At 51.2% G+C, this 22,942-nt stretch carries 17 protein-coding genes; 11 read left to right on the top strand and 6 right to left on the bottom strand.

Features of this window, described 5'->3' with window-relative positions; translation table 11 throughout:
* Positions 1-56 precede the first annotated feature (56 nt).
* Both Q5Y71_RS02060 and Q5Y71_RS02055 read left to right on the top strand, forming a co-directional pair.
* On the top strand, positions 57-1,853 hold the full coding sequence (locus Q5Y71_RS02060) for a VCBS domain-containing protein (protein ID WP_306039648.1): 1,797 nt from the start codon (positions 57-59) through the stop codon (positions 1,851-1,853).
* A gap of 37 nt (positions 1,854-1,890) precedes the next feature.
* On the top strand, positions 1,891-2,190 hold the full coding sequence (locus Q5Y71_RS02055) for a hypothetical protein (RefSeq protein WP_301415042.1): 300 nt from the start codon (positions 1,891-1,893) through the stop codon (positions 2,188-2,190).
* A gap of 226 nt (positions 2,191-2,416) precedes the next feature.
* Here Q5Y71_RS02055 and Q5Y71_RS02050 read toward each other — a convergent pair whose 3' ends face one another.
* The 3 genes from Q5Y71_RS02050 to Q5Y71_RS02040 form a co-directional block, all read right to left on the bottom strand.
* A complete protein-coding gene (locus tag Q5Y71_RS02050) occupies positions 2,417-3,727 on the bottom strand; it encodes a DEAD/DEAH box helicase (RefSeq protein ID WP_306039645.1) in 1,311 nt (436 codons plus the stop codon).
* 315 nt (positions 3,728-4,042) lie between these two features.
* The gene (locus tag Q5Y71_RS02045) at positions 4,043-6,037 is read right to left on the bottom strand and encodes an alkyl/aryl-sulfatase (RefSeq protein WP_306039643.1); all 1,995 of its coding nucleotides are present in this window, start codon (positions 6,035-6,037) and stop codon (positions 4,043-4,045) included.
* Between the two features lie 296 nt (positions 6,038-6,333).
* Complete coding sequence (locus Q5Y71_RS02040) at positions 6,334-6,516, bottom strand: hypothetical protein (RefSeq protein ID WP_306039641.1); 183 nt, start codon at positions 6,514-6,516, stop codon at positions 6,334-6,336.
* A gap of 1,261 nt (positions 6,517-7,777) precedes the next feature.
* Here Q5Y71_RS02040 and nirK point away from each other — a divergent pair.
* The 6 genes from nirK to Q5Y71_RS02010 all read left to right on the top strand — a co-directional run bounded on the left by nirK (position 7,778) and on the right by Q5Y71_RS02010 (position 16,096).
* Entirely contained in the window at positions 7,778-9,214 is a 1,437-nt protein-coding gene (nirK, locus tag Q5Y71_RS02035) for a copper-containing nitrite reductase (protein WP_306039639.1), read from the top strand.
* A 20-nt stretch (positions 9,215-9,234) separates the two neighbouring features.
* A complete protein-coding gene (locus Q5Y71_RS02030) occupies positions 9,235-10,050 on the top strand; it encodes a formylglycine-generating enzyme family protein (protein WP_306039637.1) in 816 nt (271 codons plus the stop codon).
* A 106-nt stretch (positions 10,051-10,156) separates the two neighbouring features.
* A complete protein-coding gene (locus Q5Y71_RS02025) occupies positions 10,157-11,026 on the top strand; it encodes an SCO family protein (protein ID WP_306039635.1) in 870 nt (289 codons plus the stop codon).
* A gap of 172 nt (positions 11,027-11,198) precedes the next feature.
* On the top strand, positions 11,199-13,493 hold the full coding sequence (locus Q5Y71_RS02020) for a nitric-oxide reductase large subunit (protein ID WP_306039634.1): 2,295 nt from the start codon (positions 11,199-11,201) through the stop codon (positions 13,491-13,493).
* A gap of 472 nt (positions 13,494-13,965) precedes the next feature.
* Positions 13,966-15,534 carry a multicopper oxidase family protein gene (locus tag Q5Y71_RS02015; RefSeq protein WP_306039632.1) on the top strand — a complete coding sequence of 523 codons (1,569 nt, stop codon included), beginning with the start codon at positions 13,966-13,968 and terminating at the stop codon, positions 15,532-15,534.
* A gap of 133 nt (positions 15,535-15,667) precedes the next feature.
* The gene (locus tag Q5Y71_RS02010) at positions 15,668-16,096 is read left to right on the top strand and encodes a hypothetical protein (RefSeq protein WP_306039630.1); all 429 of its coding nucleotides are present in this window, start codon (positions 15,668-15,670) and stop codon (positions 16,094-16,096) included.
* A gap of 744 nt (positions 16,097-16,840) precedes the next feature.
* On the opposite strand, the gene Q5Y71_RS02005 is transcribed toward Q5Y71_RS02010, so the two are convergent.
* Both Q5Y71_RS02005 and Q5Y71_RS02000 read right to left on the bottom strand, forming a co-directional pair.
* Entirely contained in the window at positions 16,841-17,149 is a 309-nt protein-coding gene (locus Q5Y71_RS02005) for a hypothetical protein (protein ID WP_306039628.1), read from the bottom strand.
* An 864-nt stretch (positions 17,150-18,013) separates the two neighbouring features.
* The gene (locus tag Q5Y71_RS02000; RefSeq protein ID WP_306039626.1) at positions 18,014-18,370 is read right to left on the bottom strand and encodes a hypothetical protein; all 357 of its coding nucleotides are present in this window, start codon (positions 18,368-18,370) and stop codon (positions 18,014-18,016) included.
* A gap of 222 nt (positions 18,371-18,592) precedes the next feature.
* On the opposite strand from Q5Y71_RS02000, the gene Q5Y71_RS01995 reads away from it, so the two are divergent.
* The 3 genes from Q5Y71_RS01995 to Q5Y71_RS01985 all read left to right on the top strand — a co-directional run bounded on the left by Q5Y71_RS01995 (position 18,593) and on the right by Q5Y71_RS01985 (position 22,316).
* Positions 18,593-19,273, top strand: coding sequence for a DUF1826 domain-containing protein (locus Q5Y71_RS01995; RefSeq protein ID WP_306039625.1), 681 nt, complete (start codon positions 18,593-18,595; stop codon positions 19,271-19,273).
* Between the two features lie 62 nt (positions 19,274-19,335).
* Positions 19,336-21,762 (top strand): TonB-dependent receptor, encoded by a 2,427-nt coding sequence (locus Q5Y71_RS01990; protein WP_306039624.1) that lies wholly within the window; start codon positions 19,336-19,338, stop codon positions 21,760-21,762.
* Positions 21,763-21,866: 104 nt separating this feature from the next.
* A complete protein-coding gene (locus Q5Y71_RS01985; RefSeq protein ID WP_306039651.1) occupies positions 21,867-22,316 on the top strand; it encodes a MerC domain-containing protein in 450 nt (149 codons plus the stop codon).
* A 189-nt stretch (positions 22,317-22,505) separates the two neighbouring features.
* Here Q5Y71_RS01985 and Q5Y71_RS01980 read toward each other — a convergent pair whose 3' ends face one another.
* The gene (locus tag Q5Y71_RS01980) at positions 22,506-22,817 is read right to left on the bottom strand and encodes a transposase (RefSeq protein WP_306039622.1); all 312 of its coding nucleotides are present in this window, start codon (positions 22,815-22,817) and stop codon (positions 22,506-22,508) included.
* Between the last annotated feature and the right edge of the window lie 125 nt (positions 22,818-22,942).

The raw sequence follows: 22,942 nt of genomic DNA, 5'->3' as shown, positions 1-22,942 counted from the left end.
ATTCCTATAATTTGACCCCCGTATAACCAAGCACAAACCAATTGGTCGGAACTATCATGAATACTGCTTTAAGGCTCCTTGTCGCAATCAGCCTGTCTGTTACCTTTACTGCCTGTGGTGGCGGTGGCGGCTCCACCAGTGGAGGTGATACGGATACGGAAACGCCGGGGGTGATCAGCGGTGGCGAAGGCCGTGTTTTGGAAAACAGCGAGACCACAACCACCGGCAAGCTAACCGATAGCACCAATGCCAACCAGACCTTTGAGGCAAATAACTTCCAGGGTACCTATGGCAATCTGGAAACATCCGAAGATGGCAGCTGGACCTATACCCTGGAGGGCGAACTCGCAGACCCCCTGAATGGTGGCGAACAGGCAAGCGAGGCATTTACCGTTGGTGTCGCCGGTGGCAGTCGCACCACAAAAATCACTATTTCCATCACCGGTTTTGACGATCCCTACACCTTCCAGCCCGAATCACCTCTGGCCATGATGGTAGTGGACAGCAAGGAGTTCGCCACAGGCAGGCTGTCTTTGAATGATGTAGATGGCAACACCCCGGTGTTTGTCAGTGGCACCGTTGCCGGAAGCTATGGCGATTTCAAACTTTCCGAAAGTGGCGACTGGGAATACACACTGAATAGTAAAGCGGACAGCATCAGGAAAGGGGATCTCACCGAGGATTCCATCACATTTACATTAAGCGATGACACAGAGCAAACCGTTGTCTTCTCCATTGCCACCCTTGAGCCCACAGAAAGCAGTATTGTTTTTATATTGATGAATTTTTCCGATGCGCTGGCCACAGATCGGGCCGACATTTCTGATATTGCGGATATGGTCTTCAATGATGTGGATTCCCTCGATAACACCTATCGGGAAAACTCCCTGGGCCAGTTGAAATTCCTTCGTCACCGCGTGAGTGACAACACCCTCCAGCACTACTGCTACGGCGAGGCCAACAGGGAGGAAAGTTCCGTTGATTGCATTCGCTTTGATATTCCGGACAGCCAGAATAGCGGCATCCTGAGTATTGCAGACGCAGCAGCCCGCGCCAAAGCCGGTCAGCAAGGGGAGTACACAGACAGCGGCCATACATGGCGTAACATGGCCTACCAGTGGGCTGAAAACAACCTTGTCGATGAGAACGGCGCACCTCTGGCGCTGAACAAATGGCGTCACCAAGTCTACATATACCCCCGGGCCGCGTATCGCGAAGGTCTTATAGGGTACGGCGTTGCCGCCGTGGGCGGAAGGTGGAGTATGGTGGCTTCCGACTCGGATCAGCTGCTCATGGGACATGAACTGGGGCACAATATCGGCCTCGGCCACGCTGGCTGGGACAGTAACAATGATGGGGATACCAACGACAATGGCGAGGATGAGTACGGCACCGGCGGCGCCTTTATGGGCAACCGCTCCGAGTCAAGGCTGTTTGGCAGCGCGCACCGGGAATATATGGACTGGTATCGCTTATTCCCGGAATACACGGTTACCGTAGAGCAGGCCTCAAACAGTTCCCAGGACCTGGAAATACAGGCCATTGAGCTGACTGCCGGGGATCGGTCCGGCACCCTGCCACAGCAACTTAAAGTGGAGAGTACCGGCAGCAGCAATGGCCAGAGTCATTACTATGTCAATTACCATGTGGCACACAATGAGCTCAATCCCCGGCCACATTATGCGCATTCAGTGACAGTTCATTACCTCAATGGTAGAACTTCCAATCATGTTGCTGTACTTGCGCAGCCTGGAGATGACTTTACCGATGAGGCAATAGGATTGAAAATTGAATATAAGTCCCGAATTGCTGAAAACCAGTCAGCAGTCATTGCCGTCAGTTATAGCGAATAATTACTTCACAATGGTAACAACCGATAAGGTGGATATTATGCTTCGAGTTCTAGCGCTGTTAGCCGGACTGCACTTTTCCCTTTTCGCCCAGGCGGAAGAAGTCGTCACCGGTACTTTGGAAGAGATTATTGTCGAGGATTTTGAATCCGGAAAATCGGAGCACCGCTTCTCTCTCAAAGATGAGCAGACTGGCAACTACTATTTTATTGATGCGGAGGAAATCAAGAAAAAAGGGATGAAATCCGGCGACAGAGTAAAAATCCGGGGAGAGCGCGGCGAAAAGCGCATGCTTCAGATTACAGAATCCCAAAAGCTCAAACCTGAGGGAGAGGAGTAACCACTCCGGCCTCTACACTGATAGACCAACCACGACAGCTATTTTTATCGTTTGAGATCACCTGCACTCTGCTTTTTTCCGCATCCATGGTCTCCCCGCCCAACGGTGGGGGGACCATCATACTCAAGCACCGCGTCGCACAATCATAGCGCCGCTGTATACACCAGCTAACTGAAAACCCGGTGTATAGCCCTTTTCCACTCACGCATCGATGTGGCCTCTGAGCCTAATATCCAGAATGGATGGGAGTACCCTCCCTGTTCCCGCGGCGCCCGGCGCGACTCCTACTCGTGCGATCACCGCAGTGACGGCCTTTCCCGCGCACACCCCCTGCGCGCTTCTGGCGTTCAGGGCGCTGTCTTTGCCCATCACTGCGCCGCGGACTGCCGGAGGCCGGCACCTGATGGTCGGGCTCGAAACCCTCGACCTCTTCACGTGGCACTGCTTTACCAATCAGGCGTTCAATATCCCGCAACTGTTTGAATTCATCAGCGCTCACCAGAGACACTGCCTGTCCGTGGGCACCGGCACGTCCCGTGCGACCAATCCGGTGTACGTAATCTTCCGGCACATTGGGCAGGTCGAAGTTCACCACCTGGGGCAGTTGGTCAATATCGATCCCTCGCGCAGCAATATCCGTGGCAACCAGGATCTGTACCTTGCCTGCCTTAAATTCCGCCAGCGCGCGGGTGCGGGCATTCTGACTCTTGTTGCCGTGGATCGCCACAGCACGGATATTATCTGCCTCCAGCTGTTTTACCAGGCGATTGGCACCGTGTTTGGTGCGGCTGAACACCAGGGCCTGGTGCCAGTGATGCTTGCGGATCAGATGACTCAACAGCTTTGTTTTTCGCGCCTTGTCCACCGGGTGTAGAGTCTGGCGTACGGTTGCAGTGGTGGAGTTACGGGGGCTGACATCGATCTCCAGAGGATTGTTGACCAGCCCTTTGGCTAACTGGCGGATTTCTGCGGAAAAAGTTGCGGAAAACAGCAGGGTTTGGCGCTCGCGGGGCAGTAGTTTCAATATCCGTTTAATATCGTGGATAAAGCCCATATCCAGCATACGGTCGGCTTCATCCAGTACCAGGGCCTCCAACTGGTCGAAGTGGATAGCGCCCTGGCTGTGCAGATCCAGCAAACGCCCCGGTGTCGCCACCAGCATATCGGTGCCGCCACGCAATCGCGAGATCTGTGGATTGATCTTGACCCCACCAAACACCACTGTGTGGCGCATTGGCAGGTATTTGCTGTAGCTTTGCACATTCTCATATACCTGTGCGGCCAACTCCCGTGTGGGCGTCAGCACCAGAACGCGAACCTGACCTTTGCAGGCGCGCTGACCCGCGCTCAGGCGGTGCAGCAACGGCAGTGTAAAACCTGCCGTTTTTCCGGTGCCTGTCTGGGCCGCCGCCATCACATCCCCGCCCTGCATCACCGCCGGGATAGCCTGGGCCTGGATCGGTGTAGGAGTGCGGTATCCCTGCTCCGCAACGGCGCGGGCAATATCCTGGGTCAGACCCAGATTTTCAAACAACATAAAGAACCTCAAACTGCGCTACAGGCGCAATCAAACGCACCCGCCGAGGGGTGCCAGGAAAGAAAGCGGGGTCGGCAATCCGAGCAAGGTGGCGCCCGGTGCACACAGCCGTCTATTCACCGGCAAAACCGGTGCGCGGCATTCAGTAGAAAATTCCGGGAAGAATTTGAGAGTCGTTCCGGTGGGGATGTCGGAGTGTTACCGACCTACAAATGACGCAGCTGAGTAATCCCAGCTGCGCCACTATACCACATATGGCCGGGCAGTACAGCGGTGTTTTTTGTTCACCCTGTATCCCAGGTAATGGGCCGCTGATCAAGACGCTTCCAGGGACTGTTTGTCCATAGGCTCGGGCGTAACCAGGTTCCACCAGAAGTCGAACTGATCCATTAGAGACAGCAATAACCTCAGCTGTTCTGCATCTCCTTCGACATTCACCGAGCCATCCCGGATTTTCTCCTGCAGGGTCGCGGTACCGAGGAGGATGTCGTTGAGGTCGCTGCGTTGAATGGTGACGCTGCAGTGGGGGCTGCTCACCGGTGCCGCATAATTCAGCACCGCATTTTCCAGCACCAGGGCATAGTGCTCATTGGTATCCGGCAGGGTGATATTGATAGAAATCTGCTTACCCGTGGCCTTGGGACCGTTCAGGCGAATCCCCAGGTAATCAAAAATCAATTCAGTGGGCATACTACGGATGGTATCGGCACTGGCAGTCAGGGACACAGGCAACCGTTCAATGCCATCGCGCAGCTCCTTGGCACCACTCAGGAAGAAATTTCTCCAGGTTCCATTTTCCTGCTGGTACCCCATCTGCTCCAGGGCATCTGCCAAGAGATCCCTCGCCGCACGGTTGTTGGGTTCGGCGGACACCAGCTTGTCCAGCACCTCCGCTACCCAGCGGTATTCTCCCGCATTGTAGTCCCGCTTGGCCTGCTGAATAATATTCGCCGCTCCCCCCATATACTGTACATATTTTTTGCCGGCGGCAGTGGGTGGCATCGGGTAGAGGCGTGCGGGGTTGCCGTCAAAAAAACCGAGATAATAATTCCACACAGCCCGGGTATCGTGATTGACACTGCCATAGTAGCCGCGGTTGGCCCAATATTGGGACAGTTCCGGTGGCAACGCCATCATTTCGGCCGCTTGAATCATGTTATAACCATGGTTGGCCAGGCGCAGGGTCTGGTCATTGAGGTACTTGTACAGGTCTCGCTGCTTCTTCAGATGGTTGACGACATTCTCCTTCCCCCAGGTGGGCCAGTGGTGTGGCGCAAACAATACTTCCGCTTTCTCTCCCCAGCGCTGCAGGGTCTCATTGAGATAGCGGGACCAGTTCCGTGCATTGCGCACCTTGGCACCGCGCAGTGTATAGAGATTGTGTAATGTGTGCGTGGCATTTTCGGCGGCGGTGACCGCCTTTAACTCGGGCACAAAGAAATGCATCTCCGCCGGCGCTTCAGAACCCGGCGCCATTAAAAAATGAAAGGTCAGGCCATCAACCTTGAGGGTCTGGCCAGTTTTTGTAATCGTATCTGTGGGCTCGATCAGGGTGACCGTGCCCGTGGAGGTTTCCAGGCCAAGTCCTGCACCCAGGGTGCCCTTAGGGTCTTTGGAAATCAGGTTGCCGTACATAAAGCTGGCCCGGCGCGCCATATGATTACCGGCGAAGACATTTTCACTGACCGCCTCTATCAGGAAATTTTCGGGGGCAATGATTTTGACCTTGCCGGACTTAACCTCCTCCTCGTCTACTACACCGCGCACGCCGCCGTAATGGTCTACATGGCTGTGGGTGTAAATCACCGCAACCACCGGCCGGTTACCGCGATGCTGTCGGTATAATTCCAGTGCCGCTTTGGCGGTTTTCGCCGATATCAGTGGGTCCATGACAATGACGCCGCTATCGCCTTCAATAAAACTGATATTGGAGAGATCGGCACTGCGCACCTGGTAGATACGTGGGGTCACCCTGTAAAGCCCCCCCTCTGAGATCAGCTGTAGCTGGCGCCACAGGCTCGGGTTGGCGGTATCAGGTGCCACTTCACCCCGTGCAAATTGATAAGCGCCCAGATCCCAAACTGGATCCCCTTGATCGTTCTTGATGATACCATTGTCCGGTAGTGGGGCAATAAATCCGCGCTTAATGTCTTCAAAGTCCTGCCGATGATCAAAGGGCAGCGCTTTCAGGACCTTCTGATTTGCCTTTTTGGTGACAACGCTCGCGGGGTTTTGCTCACTGGCAAGAGAGAGGCAGGGAAGCTGCAGCAGTACACTGAAAAATATGCGCCGCAAAAGAAATGTTTTCACTGTCTGATTCACACGCATCATTCTTATCCGGTAATGGAGCCGCCTGGCACTCCGAAAGTGCTGTGGAACTCTCAAGTGCTTTAGGGATACCTTAGGGGTATACATGGGTGGAATTTTCCCATAGAGAATAGGTAAGATCAGGCGGACAGGTAAGGTTATTCTGCGCCGATGGAACTATTGCCGACAGAACTTGCAATGGCCAGGCCCGAGCGGATTTCCGCCCAGGTGACACAGCGACAAATCCAGCCTGGAAATTCCTCATTGATCTGTTTGCGCAAAGCTACCGCGGTGCCGGCCTATTGCACCACCTTTTTGCCATGGCGCATTGCTTTCGCATTCACCCTGGCCCGGCGAGCCGCATCATGGTGCCCAAGACGCGCCAGCACTCTGGCCAACTCCGCGTAAGCTGCCACACTGGGCTGGTTGCGAATGCGGCGACGATAGGTAGACGCGGCGGCCTCCAGCTTGTCCTGCGACACCTGGGTGGACGCCAGATGGTCATAGGCGGCAGTATTTTTCGGATCTGCTTTAATGGTACTTTGGATGATTCATGTAATTAATCCTGAAAGTTTTTGGAAAGGCTATCGACAAACACTCTGTAACAATTCGGAAATTTAAAGCAAAGTGTATATGTTTATAAAAAGTGCAGCCTGATTTTACTATTGACTTTGACCAATCAGAAAACCCTATCCTATACAAAAATCATTTTTTCCGCACCTCCTCAATTTGGCATTGGCTATAAGCAGAAACAATTTCACCCTTTTAAAATTTGTAAATTACAGAACAACTTATAAAGTTTGCTGTAAAGGTACCGATAATTTGAAATATTACCTAGCCCACCCAGCCACTTGCAAAACTTCTACCCGAATCAACAATACTGGAGGATCACTGGCCTCAGGAACTACTTTTCTGCACTCCATAAAGTTACTGGTTGATTGCTCTTTTCTGGACATTACCCGATCGGCTCTGACAGAGTCAGGCCTAAGCAGAAATATTTCCCGTGAGATAGCAGAATCTATTTCTTTTTCACAGCTTCGGTTATGTCAATAGTCGCCACCTTAATTGATATAAATCAAGATCCTGTTTCAACCATATTCTAGAATAGTATCTGAGGTGAAAAGCACTTATTGAAGACATAGCATCCCACACAATGGGAGCTTGGTAGCACCTCATCCAGCTGGCACAGACTTTCTAGCACTGTAATCGGCTCTAAGAATACAGAGGCCTGTGTATCACCATGGTTGTATGCTTAAAGACCACGCATTTATTGTGGGTATTTTTGTACCATGCATAGCTGAGGTTGGTTGTATGAAACGCTTAAAATTCACATTGATGGATATCAATAGCCGCTGTAATTATGCAGCACGATCCAACTGTACCTGCAAACGGTGTAAAGCACTGCGAATAAGTTCGAAGACTCTACTGGCCTACAGCCGTTCTCCTGAACACCGGGAGTAGTGCTTACTTGGGCCAGCACCGTCCAGACAAACACCTATGGTTCACTCAAAGGCTTTATGAGAGGTAGATGCCACCCGTTCACTGGTTTAAGGGCCTGGCTTTCTGACTATTGTCGATCGCTTCCAATCCACCCTTACCTTGAGAATTCGAGGGAGGAACTTCTTTATACATAACTGTATTTGAATTTAACAGGCAGTGTATACACCAGGATAACTGTCCCTAGTGACTACTGTATCTGTTATTAGGCTCAAAAATTGCAACGAACCATTGGGAGATATAGCAATGATGACAAACAGAAAATACAAAATAGATAGTGTAGGCATTATGATGTTTGTTCTGGCAGGAATGATCTGGTCGATAGGTATGCCCGCATTTGCAGAGACGGATTCCCAGCTTCCGACTGAGCATGCAGTGCTCACGGCGGCACCTCTCGTGCCTCCCCCCATCGCTCGGGACTACCCGGCAAGGGTGATTGTCACCCTTGAAACAATAGAAAAGGTTGGTCGCCTGAGCGACGGGGTTGATTACACTTTCTGGACATTTGGTGGCCAGGTACCCGGTAACTTTATTCGCATTAGAGAGGGTGATCAGGTTGAATTTAATCTGAATAATCATCCGTCGAGCAAAATGCCACATAACATAGACTTGCATGCTGTTACAGGACCCGGTGGCGGTGCCACCTCATCCTTTACCGCGCCAGGGCATTCTTCACGCTTTTCTTTCAAGGCGCTGAACCCGGGTTTATACGTATATCACTGCGCCACGGCACCCGTTGGTATGCACATTGCCAACGGTATGTATGGGCTGATTCTTGTTGAGCCCAAAGAAGGTTTGCCGCCGGTAGATAAAGAATTTTACATCATGCAAAGCGAATTCTATACCAAAGGAAAGTATGGAGAAGAAGGTCTGCAACCTTTTGATATGGAGAAAGCGCTGTCTGAAAACCCTGACTACGTTGTGTTCAATGGCTCTGTGGGATCGACAACGGGTGATCAGTCCATACACGCCAATGTGGGTGAGACTGTTCGTCTCTATGTGGGCAATGGTGGGCCCAACCTGGTTTCTTCATTTCACGTCATCGGTGAAATCTTTGACAAGGTATATGTAGAAGGTGGTGATATGGTTAATCACCATGTGCAATCAACCCTTGTTCCTGCCGGAGGCTCAGCAATCGTGGAGTTTCTCGTGGATGTGCCGGGCACATTTATACTAGTCGATCATTCTATTTTTCGTGCATTCAATAAGGGTGCACTGGGCATGTTGAAAATTAAAGGTACTGAGGACCTCGCTTTATACTCTGGCAAGCAGGAAGATACGGTCTATCATCCTGAAGGTGGGGGTATTCAAAGCATTGCAGAAAGTGGTAGTACATCAGCCAGGGCCCGAAACAAAGAAGAGCGCATATTATTTGGAAAGCGCACCTACGATCAAAACTGCATGGCCTGTCACCAATCCGGCGGTCAGGGTATTCCCGGAGCCTTTCCTCCACTGGCAGGATCTGACTATTTACTCGCAAAACCCGACCGCTCAATCGATGTACTGCTCAATGGGCTCTCGGGAAAAATCACAGTCAATGGACAGGCATATGATGGTGTTATGCCAGCAGTGCAACTGTCTGACGAAAGTATCGCCAATGTGCTGACCTATGTGTTAAATACCTGGGGCAACAATGGAGGTGAAATCACACCTGAACAAGTTGCCAAGCAGCGTCTATATTAAGGATCTGCTGGAATTGAAAAATGAAAAACAGGCGTTTGATAATAACTGGCCTGTTGGGGTTTGCCTTGCTGATAAGTCTGCCAACCCTCGGTGAGGCTGATCAGGGAGCAAACCAATCCAGCAAATCGATTCAAAGTGAAATGGCCTATATTCCCGGTGGGCGTTATACACCACTTTTCAAGGACAGCACCGATTCGCCGATTGTAAGGCCATTCTTGCTTGACCGCTATGCTGTTACCAATCGGCGCTACCATGCCTTTACACAGCACAATCCAAAGTGGAGTAAAGATAATATCAAGTCTGTATTTAGCGATGGAAATTATCTACAGCATATGACTCCACTGAAAATGGATACACTGGCTGAGGCCCCGGTGACTAACGTATCCTGGTTTTCTGCGCGGGCCTATTGCAAATCTGTTGGCAAGCGCCTGCCATCACTTGCTGAATGGGAGTATGTCGCACAAGCCAGTGACACTAACAGGAATGGTCGTAATGACCCGGCGTACCGCCAAAAAATTCTGGAATGGTACTCCAGACCCGCTGGCAATCTGCTACCAAACGTAAAAGATACTCCAGCCAACTATTGGGGTGTGCATGGCATGCACGGCGTAATCTGGGAACTGGTTAACGATTTCAATACCGCACTGGTCACCGGGGAATCCCGTGGAGATACACAACTGGAACTATCCCTGTTTTGTGGTGCCGGTGCTGTTTCCTCCGTTGACCCGAGCGATTACGCCGCATTTATGCGTTATGCACTGCGCAGCAGTTATCGCGCAAACTATACAATGCGCTCCCTGGGTTTTCGTTGCGCAATAGATGCAAACCAGCATTGAACGATATGAGTTTCATGGTTTTGGTTAAATTTATAGGGGCAATAAGGCAATTCATTCGGAACGCTTTCTTTGAAGTTAAAAGCCCACAACAGTCACGGAGCAAGTAATGAGCAAGTTGACCCCATGCACCAATGATCCTAGTAATGATGGTACTGAAAACGAAAATACCGGGATAATACAATCTACGTCGTTTGTAGAGACCACATCATATATATTACTCACAGATCTCATAAACTCTATATCGGGATTTTTTTGTCAGCATTCCTCGCGCAGGAGAACACAAACCCGCAAACACAAAATACTGAATCTTAATGCCCAATGGATAACAACGATCATCACAGGGTTTATGGCATTCATTCTGCCATGCTCCTCAACCTGGTCCTTTGCTGAACTTCCCGATGACTCTGTTTACCACGCTGAATCACAATGGCGGGACCAGAACGGTAACGAAATATCTATTTCTGACTTACAGGGCAAAGTGCAGATAATTGCCTTTGTTTATACTTACTGCCAGCATAGTTGCCCGGTTATTCTTTCCAAATTGAGAAGTATTGAGAAAAAAATACCTTCTTCCGATATCCTGGATGTTCAGTTTACCCTTATTTCCCTCGACCCAGGGCGGGATAGTCCGGAAGTATTAAAACGCTATATGCAGGAGCATGATCTGGATAAGTGCCGCTGGTTGATGTTGAATGGTAATCCAGATGAAGTACTTGAATTCTCTGCCCTATTGGGTGTTCGCTATAGACCAATGAACAATAACAAAAAAGACATAGCACATTCCAATATGATTACAGTACTGGATAGGCAGGGGAAAATCAGTTACCAGATGAAAGGGTTAAATACAGGACCAGAAGCGGTTGTTTCGACAATTTCAAAATTGATTTTATCAGATACAAAGAGGATGGATACACTTTCCTCGACCAACTGCCTGCAAAGTGCCAAAAATGGACATAGGGAAAGTGAGGTTCTCTGAAAAATCGGTTTATACGCGCGTGTCTTAAAATAAGCCCCTCGTTTTGCGTGATTTTGGCAAATTCTCAAAGGCTGTCCAGTCAGACTAAGTCATCTTCTGCAAATATTGACACATTGCTTATTTTAAATACACACAATTACGATTATTGCAAATCCCTGGAAGGGTGAATTTCATGAAAAAGCACAAGCTGATCGTAACTGCACTATTTGTTGTGTTAATTGCTTCATTCACTGTGTTATTGAGTTTGGGCAGTGATATCTACAGAGAAAAACCCCCGGTACCTGCAGCCTATGTCGGTGCCGATGGACAGACAGTATTTAATCAAGGCGATATAGAACAAGGTCAACTGGTTTGGCGCTCTATGGGCGGCCACCAATTGGGCTCAATTTGGGGGCACGGCTCCTATGTTGCCCCGGACTGGACTGCGGACTGGCTGCATCGAGAAGCCCAGGCATGGCTGGATATTACCGCACAGCAACGATACGGTAAGGATTTTGCCAATCTTACCCCAGAGATTCAAGCGGGACTGGAAGTGAGCCTACGCGATGATATGCGTCACAATACTGCGGTTGTATCCGCAGGCGGCAAAGCGGTAGTACCTCTCTCAGCGACACGTATTCAGGCTATTGAGAGAGTGAGCCAGCACTATATTGCTCTTTTTGGCAATGATCCAAGGCTGGCTGAATTGCGCGAGCAGTACGCCATGAAGGAAGACACGCTGCCTTCACAGGAACGCCGTGAAAAGCTCATTGCATTTCTTTTCTGGGGCGCGTGGGCAGCCATTAGCGAACGACCCGGTCTGGGACATACCTATACCAACAACTGGCCGTTTGATCCACAGCTTGGTAACACACCCACCGCGAGCAATATCGTTTGGTCGATTTTAAGTATTATCACTCTGATAGCCGGTATAGGCGCGTTAGTATGGCATCATGCCAGTGGCCGGCATGACCCCCTGCCCAAGCCCGACGAACAGGACCCCTTGTTTTTTACCAAACCAACCCAATCACAGAAAGCAGTTGCCAAGTACTTTGTCACTGCAATTGCACTCTTCCTGCTTCAGATCTTTCTCGGTGGTATTACTGCACACTATGCCGTGGAAGGGCAGAATTTCTATGGTATCCCCCTATCTGAGCTTCTCCCCTATTCGGTCGTACGCACCTGGCACACCCAACTGGCCGTATTTTGGATTGCCACAACCTGGCTGGGCACGGGTCTGTATATCGCTCCGGCGCTTTCTGGATATGAACCCAAATACCAGCGCATAGGCGTAAATCTGCTCTGGGTAGCCCTGGTAGTGGTCATTTTTGGTTCCATGGGTGGTGAATGGCTGGGCATACAGCAGTACTTTGATCTGGACATGAATTATCTGCTCGGACACCAGGGCTATGAATACGTTGATCTAGGCCGACTATGGCAGGTTTCACTGCTTGCAGGCTTGGTAATCTGGTTGCTGCTGGTAACAGCCGCCATAAAGCCTGCGTTCACTAAACAGGCAGAAATAAGACCGGTGATATGGGTCCTTTATAGCTCTTGTGTAGCTATCGGGCTTTTTTACGCTGCAGGTCTGTTTATCGGCAAGCACTCAAATCTCGCTGTTGCTGAATACTGGCGCTGGTGGGTTGTTCACTTGTGGGTTGAAAGCTTCTTTGAAACTTTTGCCACCTCGGTGATTGCACTTATGCTGGTGCGACTGGGCTTGATTCGTGCCTGCAGCGCCAATGGCGCCGTACTGTCTGCCACTGTGATCTTTTTGAGTGGTGGCCTTATTGGTACATTGCATCATATTTATTTTTCCGGTGTACCAACCTCGGTTATAGCCTGGGGAGCAATCTTCTCGGCGCTGGAAGTCGTTCCCCTGGCACTTATTGGCTTCGAGGCTATGCAAAGTTATCGCTTACATAATGCCGCTCCCTGGATGGTGCGTTACAAATGGGCCATTCTGTTCTTCGTTGCCACGGCCCTGTGGAATCTGGTTGGCGCGGGCATACTGGGATTTTTGATTAATCCGCCCATCTCTCTTTACTTTGTTCAAGGCCTGAATACAACCGCAACCCACAGCCACGCAGCCTTGATGGGCGTCTATGGTATGTTAGGTATTGGTTTGATGCTCTTCTGCCTGCGCGGTCTCAGCAGCAATTTAGCCTGGGGCGATAAATACCTGAAAGGTGCATTCTGGGCGCTGAACCTGGGTCTTGCTGCCATGGTATTTATGTCGCTGTTACCCATTGGTCTTACCCAGTTCTTTTCAGTACTGGAGCATGGCTACTGGTACGCTCGCTCCCCTGAAATCATCCATAGTCCACTGGTGGAAGGGCTGGTATGGATGCGTGTTCCCGGTGATATAGTCTTCGCCGTTGGGGGCCTTCTGCTGGGCATATTCCTGATCGATTTATGGAAAAAAAGCTTGTTGCATACTGTTGGATCCCCTATGACAGATGGCCTAACCGACAGGGTATCCTCTTAGGATCTGTTGATCCTAACACCTGCTAATTGCAGGACAGAACTCACCGTACAACCTATTGTAGAGGGCTTGCAGCCGATTCCGCCTAACAGCTTCAAAATAGCTGTCCTGCAAGTCCTCGACGCCATTCTCAACGTAGCGGATCATGACAATAGGAACCTATCATTTGGATATTTGTTGTTACCATGTGATGCTGGCACCAGGAACTTCAATAATATTCAATCATTGTACTTTGGAATAGTTTCCACCATTCTACAAGAAATCATGTGTATAGGTTTTGGTGTGTTGGCATCATTAGGCTAGTAAACAATGGTCTACACTCAATTCACTCTCTGAACAGGTTGCGGACAGCTCGGATCTCGCAACGATTGGGATGCCTCGTTCAAGACTGTATTTTCTACACAAAGTCACTTATCTTTCTGTACTAAAGGCTTGACTGTCGTGCACCTTCAGCACAAATACTCGGAATGATACTATGAGCAATCGCACCAACATCTCCTTTCTCGAGCCGCTGGTAAACCCACCAGCGTATTCGATGAATAAGGATGATACCAACCTACGCGTAGAGTTGGATGTGCAGTACGAAGAAAATAACGTTTTCAGTTTCTATAAAAAACACGATACACGGGTCTGGACACGTGTATTCTCCTCTGCGATTACCCGCGAAGCCGGCTTCACACTCACCGGACCGACAATCGAAATCCGTCCTGGCACCCACCTCACCATTCAGACAAATAACAAGTTACCGCCGGAGCAGAATCCGGTCGATTCCAACATGATTAATTTTCCCCACGAATTTAACACCTATAATCTGCATACGCATGGTCTTCACGTCTCACCGGAATCCCCAGGTGATAATGTTTGCATGAAAATTCCACCGGGTGAAAGTTTCACCTATGAGTACGATATACCTGCAAATCACCCCCCTGGCCTTTACTGGTATCATCCACACAAACACGGTTCTGTGGCTTTACAAGTGGGGAGCGGCATGGCCGGCGCCCTAATCGTGCGCGGTGAGTTTGATGATGAACTCGAGGCTATGGGCGTAAAGGAATATGTGCTTGTATTCCAAAACATTGCCGTTGATGACGAAGGCAAAGTCGAAGATCAACATCAGGTCGCGAAGTTTCCCGATAGTGAATACTGTATCACCGTAAACGGCCAATACTGCCCAATCATACATGTCACGGTTGGAGAACTGTTGAATCTGCGCTTAGTCAATGCAACAACCCGTTCATCTATCGACATAGATTGTCCGTGGTTCGCGCAAATGTACATTTATGGTTATGATGGCAATCCGACGGATGATTACCATTTACAGGATGGCGTCAGTCTGGGTCCCGCCAACCGCGCTTCTTTATTCCTCAAAATCAGTGAAGCTGCAACACCCGGAGCACACTTTTATATTTACAATAATGCCATTGAATTCCAGCAAATGCCGCACTATAAATACCACAATAACAGCCCCTTATTTGTTATTGCAATTGATCAGGGCAAGGAAATTGGTACCGCAATTTACGCACCCAGCCAACCCCCGGCACGCTGTGTACCACCGCCCTTCCCCAAGCGTTTTAAAACTGATTTCCTCAACCCCATCACCGATGATGAAATCACCAATACGCGGAAATTGACCTTACAGGCCAACACCTTAGATGACCCGGAAAAGTATTTTCGCGGCTTGAACGTCAGCATTGATCACGCACCATTTGGTGGTTGTAGCGTGGTTAATCACTATGTGGAACTGGATGCAGTGGAAGAGTGGACGCTGGTGAATGAGAGTGAATTTCCTCATCCCATACACATTCATGTTAATCCATATTATGTGATTGAGGTGGTAGGCGAAGACCCCATGCATCATACTCTGAAGCTGCCGTTTTGGTGTGATACTTTTCAGGTGCCGCCGCACGGGCATGTAAAATTCCGTACACGATTTAAAGATTTTACCGGAAAATACCCCCTGCATTGCCATCTGCTCTATCACGAAGATGGTGGCATGATGCAACATGTAAGAGTAGTGAAGGATCTTTCTGAAATCAAAAAGTGAAGAATTCAATAAGCAGAAGGAGAAGAGAATCGAAGACCCTGCGAGCCGAAAATATGACACTGCCTAACTATCATCTATGTCCATAGCTGAGTATTTTTAGAAACATTTTCTCTTTTTCAATGATCGTGGCATTGTGGGAATTTTGGCACTTCAATTTCTTCTGGTCAATTTTTTGAATGCGCCTTCCCTGACTCAGGACCTGTTACTGGCAGGTGCATTAATCATTATTTGGAGTCTGCTCTACCAAGTGCAAAAGCACACGCTTTCCCACTTTCTGGTTACTTTATTCTGGGCAAATATTCTCTACGGTGGAATCGGCATGCTGATTGGCTATAAGCTCGACCAGTATTTTTCTGTACCCCAAACCGATATTAAAATGCACAGCATCAGTTTGAACGCAGCGCTATTAAATCGGATGACTGCTGTGATGCTTAGGCATGCTTGTGTGCCTGCCCGTTTTTACCGCAATGCCTTGCCCGTAACAAGGGTTGGCGTACCCACCTGTTCGTACACGGATCTGCGTTACTGGCTATGCTGGTCGGTATTTATTTCAGCCATCTGATTGCGGTAGAAATGGCAATACCGCATTTTGTGCGATCCTATCTTGCAGTTGGAATGATGGGATTAATGGCTTGCACAGGATATTACATTGCACTGCGAATAGCTGATCGATTCAGTGTTGCCAAAATTGATCCTTGAAGCTAGCAATCAACAGGTAAAACTATAAACATCGCTGAAATCTCTTTGCCACACTGGCACTGGATGGTTAATACGTAATTTATAAGAGTACCCGCTCTATCGTGATGGCTTCGCTTAGTTAAAGCTCAGATGTAATATTTTCTGAGGTTAACCTTATGTATTACCCGAACAGTGGCACGGTCCTCACGAGCCCGAATGCAGTAAGGGTAAATATCGACGTAAATGCTGGAAAGGCACTCCTGGTATCTACATCCACGGACGGGACCGGTACTGGCAGATTGAGAATACCAAAACCGGTATCGGCAAATGGATGAGGGCGATCCGCGGGTGCAACGTGAAGAGCGTGGTCATGGAAACCGCTGGTTGCTATAAGAGATTGCCTTATCGACTGCTGGTGGAGGCAGGCTGGCCCGCTGGGCGGTGAGTCCCGGAAATGTCCGCCATTATGCAGGTGGCCGCGGGGCCGCTCGCTAAAACGCACATGGCAGATGCCCAAATGATTGCGACCTTCGCAGCTGTCATATGGCCTGATGTATTGCCACCTGAATCAAATGCGCTTACCTCCCCCGCAGTGACAGCACAGGCAGGTAAGCGCTGGCGGTGCTGCTTATGGCTGCACCGGCTTTCGAGGCGTCCGCTCTATTATTCTGCACAATGTCTTTTTATGCGGTCGCGGCTTAAATGGCCTGATGATGGCTGGGGGCTGATCGATTGGGCCCTCCTCCGGCGCACGGGCTTCGTCCAGCGTCCAGGTCTCATCCAACCATTGCAGGAGACGCACGGCCTGCGTCACCCGATTGCCCCTGCCGGGCGCAATATGCAGGTCTACGGCGTTCTCTTTGATGGCGACCAGCGTGAAGGTAAAATAATCCCCCAACTCCACTGGCTGAAATAATCGACAGGGTAATATAGGCATTTTTATGGGCTCCTTGAGTTGCCTGTGGCGGAAAGGTGCCGAAAAAGCACAGCGCTTTGTGCGGTTTCTCCCGCCGCAGGCGTGATCCTTGAGTGAAAAAAGCAAAGTGCAATGTGCAGGATGCGCAGCCAGAAAGGCGGTGCGCGGCTGAAGTAAAAGACCACACCAATCATCACGCAACGCCACAGCACACTCCGCCGCCGGGGGCAGGAGTGACCCGGAATACGCGCCTTCAGGGAGACCTTTATTGAAGACGAACGAGTGTATGGCGTATCATTCAAGACAGCCTCGCTAGATAGTTCTCTTATCTATTGGGGTTAGCCATCCCTTGGTGTTGGTAGCACCGGGGGGTGGCGTTTTTCTCTCATTTACGCGGTCATGATGCGGCCTTTTTTATTTGAATGTTTTGCATATGAATTTCCCGCGAGCGCTGCCGTTATGGGGCGACTCGCGGGGGTAAGTAATGATCGTTGCGATATGGTTTATCTGTTTATTTTATTATTCTTTTCTTGTGCCGCTGAGGTCTTGCGCCATTGAGACGGCTAGGCGCCAGGGTAACAGATCTACGGTATGCGCTTTTTGCAGGGAATTCAATCGAGTTGAAGCTTTAGGCGACACTAAAACCCGTTTTTCCACCGACTGGCGAAACCATTTTACCTTCCTTCCCTGATGACAGCGGTTGTCACCGTTAACGCACTAACCCCCGCAGCAGAGAAACTTGCCTCGGGCGTGGATTGCACAAACTGCGACCAAAGTAAGAGGCCCCGTCAGTACGAAGGGCTGGCGCATTGTGCCTGCGGTTGGTAAGGGGAATGACTCTAGACCACCTTGGCCATGAAATGCACATCCGCGTACTCACCATCTCTAAACCCATATTGCTATGCGGTTCCCGCTATTTTGAAACCCTTTTTTGTATAGCACTATCGCTTGCTGGTTGTCGGTATACAGCGCCCGTTCTACACAACGAATCCCACACGGTTGATGCTCTTCGCTGACCGCCATGCTCCTATTTGAAAGCTGTTTTCGCCTTGGATTTGAAAACACTTCCATGCCAATCTGCCCTGCGACCTCTCCCCCATTGACAGCTACCAAGCTAAAGAAGTTTTGCGGAAGATCCCCAAGCCGCTTTTGCCATGGCGCCATTGCTGGATAGGGAAGCTGTCGTGTGCCCGCACAGCATGAAGGCTGTGGGTCAATATCCCTGATTTTTGCAATATCCACTTTTGTTACTCTGCCGAATTTCTCTGTGCAGGGTCTTGAAAGGCCATTACCGGGCATCCCTACCCTGACACCCCGATTCATAGGGCGGCAGCGAAAGACCAGTTGCTGTTACTGGCAATGCCGGTGACGATATGTTATATCATAGCTACCTATTGCAACTGCCCGCTTCAAGTATCCGGGCCCTGGCAGAGAACAAACCGAACCCATGAAGCAGAATCGTCCATGAACGCAGTATCTGTGGCCACCATCGCTCCAGAACCTGCAGCCGTTACCCGGCGGCCTATGGCAGGGGACAGCGCGGATATCCTCGCCGATATCTACCAGACCGAGGTCAATATGGCCGTTTGGCAGCGCCAAACAGCGCCCGAGCTAGTAGCCGATATCAAAAAGCTGCTGGACCTGAACAGATTCACCAGCGAGCGCCTGATAGTGCCGAGTGCAAAAATTGACCGCCTTGAAGAGACATTGCCAAGCCTTGCCGAATGCCCTCACCTGAAGGCGGACATTCAGCGACTGGTCGACATGTTCAGCTGCCTGTTTGAACTCAGTGCGGTCGGACTGAGGCTCACTACGCTCAAGAGTGCCATGTGTCCCAGGTTTCACGTAGACCGGGTGCCGTGCCGGTTAATCACCACCTATGTGGGCCCGGGCACGGAGTGGCTTCCCCACGACTCGGTAGACCACAGCAAGCTGGGCGCCGGCAGTGGCGGGCTGAGCGATGAAGACAGCGGCCTGTACCGGCGCACGCAGCCAGTACAAACGATTGCCAGCGGCCACGTGGCCCTGTGCAAGGGGGAACTCTGGCAAGACAACCTCGGCGCGGGGTGCGTACACCGCTCGCCTGCGTTGGCAGTCGGTGAACAGCGGCTGCTTCTCACTCTGGATTTTTCATCCACTGACTAAGCAACGCATTCCATGGTGTCTGCACAACGATTCACCACCAAATACACTGCAACAATCGAGCAATGAAACACACAACAATCGCGCTTGCCTTGATGGCACTGTCCAATGTGACGTATGGGGTATCCGGTCAAATCACTGACACAGCAGGCCAGCCAATTAGCGACGCCAGCGTCTCTGTCGCGGGAAGCCGCGTACAAACCAAAACGGATGCGGACGGGCGCTTTACCCTCAATACCGCTGACAGCAACGCAACAAACCTCCATATCAAAGCGCCCGGCTTCAGCCACGAAACAGTGCGACTAGATGCGACCGGCAGTGAACTGCTGAGGGTCACCCTGCATCGGACAATGATCGAGCAAATCGATGTTACCGCCACCCCTCTGCACGCATCGGCCATGGAATCGGCTCAGCCTGTCAGCGTACTGGCAGGCGACAATCTCCGTCGCAAGCAGTCATCCACCCTTGGGGAAACCCTCAAAGATGCAGTGGGCGTGCACTCGAGTTACTTCGGGCCCGTAGCCAGCAGCCCTATTGTTCGCGGACTCAACGGCCCCCGTGTGTTGATCGCCCAGAACGGCCTGGACGTGAGTGACGCCTCCCGGGTTGGTCCCGACCATGTCGTAGCCACAGAAGCCATGACCGCAGAACAGATTGAGATTCTACGCGGACCGGCAACCCTGTTTTACGGTTCTGGCGCGATCGGTGGGGTCATCAATGTGGTTGATGACCGGGTACCCTCCTCCAGCGAACGCAGGGGCGCGTTTGCCGCTGCCTACAACTCCGTCAACGAAGAAAATGAAACCTCTTTCACTTACACCGACGGCACTGAGAGATTCGCTTTTCACGTCGATGGTTTTTCACGTAACGGAGATAATTACGAGATCCCCGGACCTGCCGAACAGATGGCCGATGCCGATCAGGACGAAGAACCTGAGGAACACTCTGAAGGCATTCTGGAAAACAGCGCCTCAGAGAGCCAGGGCTTCAACCTCGGCGGCAGCTGGCTGTTGGACAACGGTTATATTGGTCTTTCCTATGGACGCCTGGAGCGGCTCAACGGCATTCCCGGTCACAGCCATGACCACGGTCATGCAGGGGAACACCATGATGACGCACGGGTGGCAGATGAGCACGACGAGTTCGAAGAAGCATCGGTGCTCTCAGACCTCAAGCAAGACCGCTGGCAATTGATCAGTGAACTTCAGCTGGAAAGCGCTTGGTTGAACGGTCTCAACACCCGTATCGGCTACACCGATTACGAACATGTGGAACTGGAAAACGGCGCATCTGGCACCGTGTTCACCAATGAAACACTGCAGGTCCGCACCGACCTCCTGCTTGAGGAGATAGCCGGCTGGCGAGGTGCAGTTTCCCTGGAAGGTAAAAAGACGGACTTTGCCGCTGTAGGCGAAGAGGCATTTACTCCGCCGAGCCGCACCGACAGCTTTGCTATCGGCCTGCTGCAGGAAAAGCAAACCGGTGACCTGCTTTGGCAGCTGGGCGCACGCATCGAAAAAGTGACCATCAATGCCGATCCCATTGCGTGGGAAGAGGAAGAACACGAGGCCTCAGAAGAGGGGGGAGAACACCAGGAAGAACTCCTTGTGTTTAAAGAACTGGACTTCACTCCATACAGCGCCTCGGCCGGTGTGGTCTGGGATTTTGCAGCCGCTTACAACGCGGGGGTTTCCGTGACGCACGCACAGCGGGCACCCAGTTCTGCGGAACTGTTCTCCTTCGGCCCTCATATCGGTACCGGTAGTTTTGAGGTTGGCGCGCTGTTCCGACTGCACGAGTCGGATGATCCGCACTTCCACTACAACGGTGATGTGAATGAGGAAGTGTCCAACAATATCGACCTGAGTTTGCGCAAGCACGCCGGAGATATCGGTTGGGCAATCAACCTGTTTTACAACCAGATCGATAATTCCTATTACGAGCGCAACATCGGCTTAGACAGTGAAGCTATCACAGGCCACGATCACGAAGAGGGCGAAGAAGCCGGTCATGAAGGCGAACATGAACACGACCACGGCGCACTGCCTGTCTATGTGTTCGAGCAGGCCGATACTGTGCTCTATGGTTTGGAGGCGCAATTCGCCTGGCGTCTGTCCGAACATTTCACCCTCGATCTGTGGGGCGACAGCATTCGCGCGAAACTGCGGGACGGAGGTAACTTGCCCCGCACGCCGCCTGTACGCATCGGGGGCCGTCTGAATTACGCAAACAAAGCCTGGCAGGCCGGTTTCGGCATGGCGCATTATTTCGACCAGAAGGATACCGCTGAACTGGAAACCTCCACCGATGGCTACTCTCTCCTGGAAGCAGAACTGGGCTATGCCCTCCCGAGCAGTTTCGGGGATATGACCTTTTTCCTGAAAGGCAGCAACCTGACGGACGAAGAAGCCCGCGTGCACACCTCCTTCTTGAAGGACCGCGCACCTCTGCCAGGGCGTAACTTCAGCCTTGGTGTGCGCAGCATGTTCTGAGGCAGTGTGATGGCAGGATACTTGTAAACCGACCACTCTTTCCTATACGGCCCCTCAGCGAGCAAGTTGTCAATGCCGAGGGGTCTTTTTTTCAACCTGTGCGTATGATTAACAAGCAACTACTTACGAAAACCCAGGGTGTAACAGACAGGACCGCCATCGGAATATCCCTGATGTGCGCCATCCACTGTCTGGCCCTACCCTTGGTATTCGCGCTGCTCCCCGCAGTGGCGGCATTGAACTTGGGCAGCGAGGCCTTCCATACCTGGCTGGTAGCCGCCGTGCTGCCCACCAGTATTTTTGCACTGACCCTCGGGTGTAGACAGCACAAGCGTTACGAGCTGCTGGCTCTGGGGTCCATCGGTCTCACACTGCTTGTCACGGCTGTAGTACTCGGTGAAGAGACCATCGGAGAAATGGGCGAAAAAGTACTGACAGTGATTGGTACCGGCCTGGTTGCCATTGGCCACATTTGGAATGTTCGCCTTTGCCAGACAAAAACCGCCTGCCCCTGTCCTGACAATCAGCCCCCGATGGCAGGGACTGATTGTTGAGTAACCGCACGATTGTTCGGCTGCCCGAGGCACTACGATTACACTTCAAGATCTCGTTGAGCTTGGCACGGAGTTGAACCCTGGACTTATGCATACAGGCCTTTCTGTTCTTATATTCGCAGTAGCATCCTCAAGGCAATTCAAATGTTTCACAGAGCAGTTCCACGGCCTCCTGCTGACTAAATCGGTCTATCCGCGTGTACGATTCATCTCGTCGGGCACCAAGAGCGCGGCAGCCTTTTTTCGTCTCTCTTTCTCCGGTTTCAGACGGTTGATTCGGGCTTCAAGCGCCAGGATCTTTCGCTGCTCTGGGGTAAGTGCCTTGCTTGCAGGCGTCTTCCCGCCATGCTCAGCTTCAAGCTGCCTCACCCATCGACGCATGGCGGTGGTACCCACATCCAGTGAACGGTCGGCCTCAGATACTGAATAACCTTGATCGACGACTAGAGGGGCAGCATCCCGTCTGAACTCCAGGGAGAGAGAACGACATTGTCTACTCATTCAACAGCTCTGTCTCAGGTGGCGACTTTACCACCTGAAATGGTGTCCGGTTTTGGCAGACTACTACAGATTTTTCGCTGCCCGCTTTAATTGGCGGAAACCGAACACTATGCTTAACAGCGGAT

Source organism: Microbulbifer sp. 2205BS26-8 (assembly GCF_030731025.1).
Lineage (GTDB): Bacteria > Pseudomonadota > Gammaproteobacteria > Pseudomonadales > Cellvibrionaceae > Microbulbifer > Microbulbifer spongiae.
This window is presented reverse-complemented; position numbering and strand designations above follow the sequence as displayed.

What these genes read in the sequence shown, in the direction of transcription:
- Q5Y71_RS02060 (WP_306039648.1), top strand. Translation starts at nt 57, where the DNA reads ATGAATACTGCTTTAAGGCTCCTTGTCGCAATCAGCCTGTCTGTTACC.
- Q5Y71_RS02055 (WP_301415042.1), top strand. Translation starts at nt 1,891, where the DNA reads ATGCTTCGAGTTCTAGCGCTGTTAGCCGGACTGCACTTTTCCCTTTTC.
- Q5Y71_RS02050 (WP_306039645.1), bottom strand. Translation starts at nt 3,727, where the DNA reads ATGTTGTTTGAAAATCTGGGTCTGACCCAGGATATTGCCCGCGCCGTT.
- nirK (WP_306039639.1), top strand. Translation starts at nt 7,778, where the DNA reads ATGATGACAAACAGAAAATACAAAATAGATAGTGTAGGCATTATGATG.
- Q5Y71_RS02030 (WP_306039637.1), top strand. Translation starts at nt 9,235, where the DNA reads ATGAAAAACAGGCGTTTGATAATAACTGGCCTGTTGGGGTTTGCCTTG.
- Q5Y71_RS02025 (WP_306039635.1), top strand. Translation starts at nt 10,157, where the DNA reads ATGAGCAAGTTGACCCCATGCACCAATGATCCTAGTAATGATGGTACT.
- Q5Y71_RS02020 (WP_306039634.1), top strand. Translation starts at nt 11,199, where the DNA reads ATGAAAAAGCACAAGCTGATCGTAACTGCACTATTTGTTGTGTTAATT.
- Q5Y71_RS02015 (WP_306039632.1), top strand. Translation starts at nt 13,966, where the DNA reads ATGAGCAATCGCACCAACATCTCCTTTCTCGAGCCGCTGGTAAACCCA.
- Q5Y71_RS02005 (WP_306039628.1), bottom strand. Translation starts at nt 17,149, where the DNA reads ATGCCTATATTACCCTGTCGATTATTTCAGCCAGTGGAGTTGGGGGAT.
- Q5Y71_RS01995 (WP_306039625.1), top strand. Translation starts at nt 18,593, where the DNA reads ATGAACGCAGTATCTGTGGCCACCATCGCTCCAGAACCTGCAGCCGTT.
- Q5Y71_RS01990 (WP_306039624.1), top strand. Translation starts at nt 19,336, where the DNA reads ATGAAACACACAACAATCGCGCTTGCCTTGATGGCACTGTCCAATGTG.
- Q5Y71_RS01985 (WP_306039651.1), top strand. Translation starts at nt 21,867, where the DNA reads ATGATTAACAAGCAACTACTTACGAAAACCCAGGGTGTAACAGACAGG.
- Q5Y71_RS01980 (WP_306039622.1), bottom strand. Translation starts at nt 22,817, where the DNA reads ATGAGTAGACAATGTCGTTCTCTCTCCCTGGAGTTCAGACGGGATGCT.